3 protein-coding genes and 2 pseudogenes are annotated in these 2723 nt (G+C 73.4%); all 5 read right to left on the bottom strand.

Annotated features, from left to right (window positions below):
• Positions 1-1007, bottom strand: a pseudogene (locus tag CM1CMNOD_RS00385) (cell division protein FtsK); the annotation flags it as partial.
• 8 nt (positions 1008-1015) lie between these two features.
• Positions 1016-1255: a hypothetical protein gene (locus CM1CMNOD_RS00380; protein ID WP_013871687.1), complete on the bottom strand. Its 240-nt coding sequence runs from the start codon at positions 1253-1255 to the stop codon at positions 1016-1018.
• Positions 1252-2004, bottom strand: a complete 753-nt coding sequence (locus CM1CMNOD_RS00375) for a DUF2637 domain-containing protein (protein ID WP_013871686.1) — start codon at positions 2002-2004, stop codon at positions 1252-1254. The genes CM1CMNOD_RS00380 and CM1CMNOD_RS00375 overlap by 4 nt, the downstream gene beginning before the upstream one ends.
• Positions 2004-2477 (bottom strand): hypothetical protein, encoded by a 474-nt coding sequence (locus CM1CMNOD_RS00370; RefSeq protein ID WP_013871685.1) that lies wholly within the window; start codon positions 2475-2477, stop codon positions 2004-2006. The genes CM1CMNOD_RS00375 and CM1CMNOD_RS00370 overlap by 1 nt, the downstream gene beginning before the upstream one ends.
• Positions 2474-2723: pseudogene (locus CM1CMNOD_RS00365) on the bottom strand (hypothetical protein); the annotation flags it as partial. The gene CM1CMNOD_RS00370 and the pseudogene CM1CMNOD_RS00365, both read right to left, overlap by 4 nt.

Here is a 2723-nt window from a genome sequence, read left to right as displayed (position 1 = left end):
TACGGGCCGGCTCCCTCGGCCAGGGCGCCCTTGTCGGCTACCCACAGGTCGAGCACCCCGGCCTCACTGCCGGTTGTGGGCCACACCTCCTTGGCCAGCCGGTGCAGCCCGGAGGCCAGATCGGCGCGGCGTGTGGAGATCCGCTCGGCGGTCACCCCGCTGGGCAGCCGGATCACCGCGTGCGTGCCCCGGCCGTCCTTGCGGGCCGTGGTCAGGTACTGCAACGGCGCGGTCTTGAGGTGGTCGCGGATCTGCGGGATACGCAGCGCCGCCAACGCCTGCGCGATCGTCGATTCATCGATGGCCAGATCGATGTCCGCATCGGACGACGTGGCCAGCCACCCGGGCATCGACTCCCCACCGCCGGCCCGGTAGGCGGCCACCAGCCACGCCGGACCCGCACCCCAGAGCACCACCCGCACGGCTACGGCAATCAGGGTGGCCACCACATCGCCGATGCCGGCCAGGGCCGACCAATATCCGTCCCAGGTCATGCCCAGCGGTCGGGTCACCGCGACGACGACGCCGGCCAGGAGCAGCAGACCGGCGAGGAACGCCACCAGGGCGATGACCGAGATGACGGCGGACCGCAGAGCGGCCGGCAGGTTCAACAGTCGCTGCCGCCGGTCGGCCTTGGCCTGTCGCAGATGGTCCAGCCACGTGGCCAGGGCCTCACCATCCCCAGCCATCCGGGCCCGCCGGATCTGCTCACGGATCGCGGCGTGGGTGGTGGCGTCGATGGCACGCTGCGCCCACACGCCGTGTCCCCGGCCGACCTGGAACGCACCCCGGGCCAACCGTCGGCCGGCGGTCAGGGCCAGGGCCTCACAGGCCGACTCTGCATCCGCTGCGGGCACGACATGGCCGGTCGCGGTGACGGGCGGCTCGATGTCGTCGGCCGTGACCTCGATGACCGCGTCATCGCCACCGGACGGCGGTACCACCGGAGTCCACGGCCGGAGCGGGACAACATCACCCACGTCGGGGTTCTCCTTACTCAGACTCACCGGCGCGGTCACCGCTGCCACCCCCCGCCAGGCGTCCAATCGGCGGGAAGCAGGAGCGTCGAGGCGCCCAGCGGGGAAATCCCGAGCGTCGTGGACACCGCCACGTCGACCCGTTCGGCCGCATCCACGATCGCCACCACGATCAGACCGGTGATCCGCAGGACCAGGACAACGACGGCCACCAGGACCACCGCGGCAGCCGCCCACAGGGGCAGCACGCGCAGTTCGGCGCGGATGTCGGGTTTCACCGCGAGGTCACCTCCGCCCGCCGCAACGCGGACAGATGGTTATGAACAGTCGACACCGTGACACCGACCAGCGGAGCCCATTCCGTGGCCAACTGCCGGTCCGACCGGGGATCGTCCGCCGGGATCCGGGCCACCAGCGCGGCCACCTGATGCCGGGTCGAGCCCCCCACAAGCCCCACCGGCCCACCGTGGCCCGCCTCCGGCCCGGCCGATGGCCCGGGTCGGTCCACGGAGGGCCCAGCCGGCGGCCCGGGGTGGTCTGCCGGTGGCCCGGGGTGGGCCGGGGTCGGCTCGACGGTGGCCACCAGCGGCCCGGCCGTGGCCTCCAGCGCCGGGGCCGGAGCTGTGGTGAGTGCGGCGAACCGTTGCCGGTAGCGGGGTGCGGCCTCGGCGAGCAGGACCAGGACCACCGGCGGGATCGAGTGCGCGACGATCGCGCCCGGATCGCCCGACGCGGCGGCGTCCCACACGTTGAGCGTCCAGGTCGCGATCCCGCAGAACCAGCGCAGCCCGGTCGCCCACCCGTCGGGACGCTCCCCGTGCCGGGACAACGCCGCATCCGCGGTGATCGCCACGAACAGGGCGATGTCCACGATCGGCGCGAGTAGCCACGCCTGCGGATCGGCGGTGCCGTGCCCGCGAGCGGCCGTGTGGACGTTCGCCAGGCTGTACACCGCGACCAGCCCGGCCACCAGCCACAGCCCGGCATCCAACGCCCGACCCAACCGGCGCGGCACCCCGCCGGCCATCACGCCACCGCCCCCACAGACGACCGCCGGCCCGCGCTGACGCCGTGAGCTTCCCGCCGGGGCGGAACCGGCCGGGCGGCCCGGCCCAACGCACGCTCCGCCGTGGTCAGACCCGCCGGTCGATACGGGCGGCCCGCCAGATACCAGGCCGCGACCCGGTCCAGCGTCACCGCCGCCACCAGATCGAACGCGTCCGCCAGCTCGTCACGAGGAGCACCGGCCACACGGGCCTGGGCCTGCGCGACCCGCACCCGCGCTTCAACATCGACCGCGGCGGCATACACCCGCAACCGGTCATCACCGGTACGGCCGGCCAGCGTGGTCACCGCCGCCCAGTGATCCGCCACCGCGGCCAGGTAGTCAGCCACCCCGACGGCGAACCGCTCCTGTGCACCCGGTACGGGAGCAGCCCCGGCACCGGTGGACACGGCGGCACCCCGCGACCGACGCAGACTGACAGGCGTGGTGCTCACTGGCCCGTCTCCATACCCGCGACCAGCACACGCGCCTGGTCGACCGCACCCGGGTCGTCCAGCGTCGCCCACACCCGCACCGGATAACCCGCAACCGTCGCGGACGCCTGCACGGTCAGACTGCCGTTGTCGTACTCGTGGTCCACCGCCACCGGTACACCCAGCAGCCGCGCCACAGCCTCCACCTCAGCCAACGTGCCGGTATCCTGCGCTGCGCTACCAGGCTCCGTCGTCTGCCAGGGGCCT

The sequence above is a fragment of the Protofrankia symbiont of Coriaria myrtifolia genome (genome assembly GCF_900634755.1).
In the GTDB taxonomy this organism is placed as follows: domain Bacteria; phylum Actinomycetota; class Actinomycetes; order Frankiales; family Frankiaceae; genus Protofrankia; species Protofrankia coriariae.
Note: the sequence above shows the minus strand (reverse complement) of the source record. Positions and strands in the feature narration are given on the sequence as shown.

Excerpts from the sequence above, each read along its gene's own strand:
- CM1CMNOD_RS00375 (WP_013871686.1), bottom strand. The coding sequence starts at position 2,004 with ATGGCCGGCGGGGTGCCGCGCCGGTTGGGTCGGGCGTTGGATGCCGGG.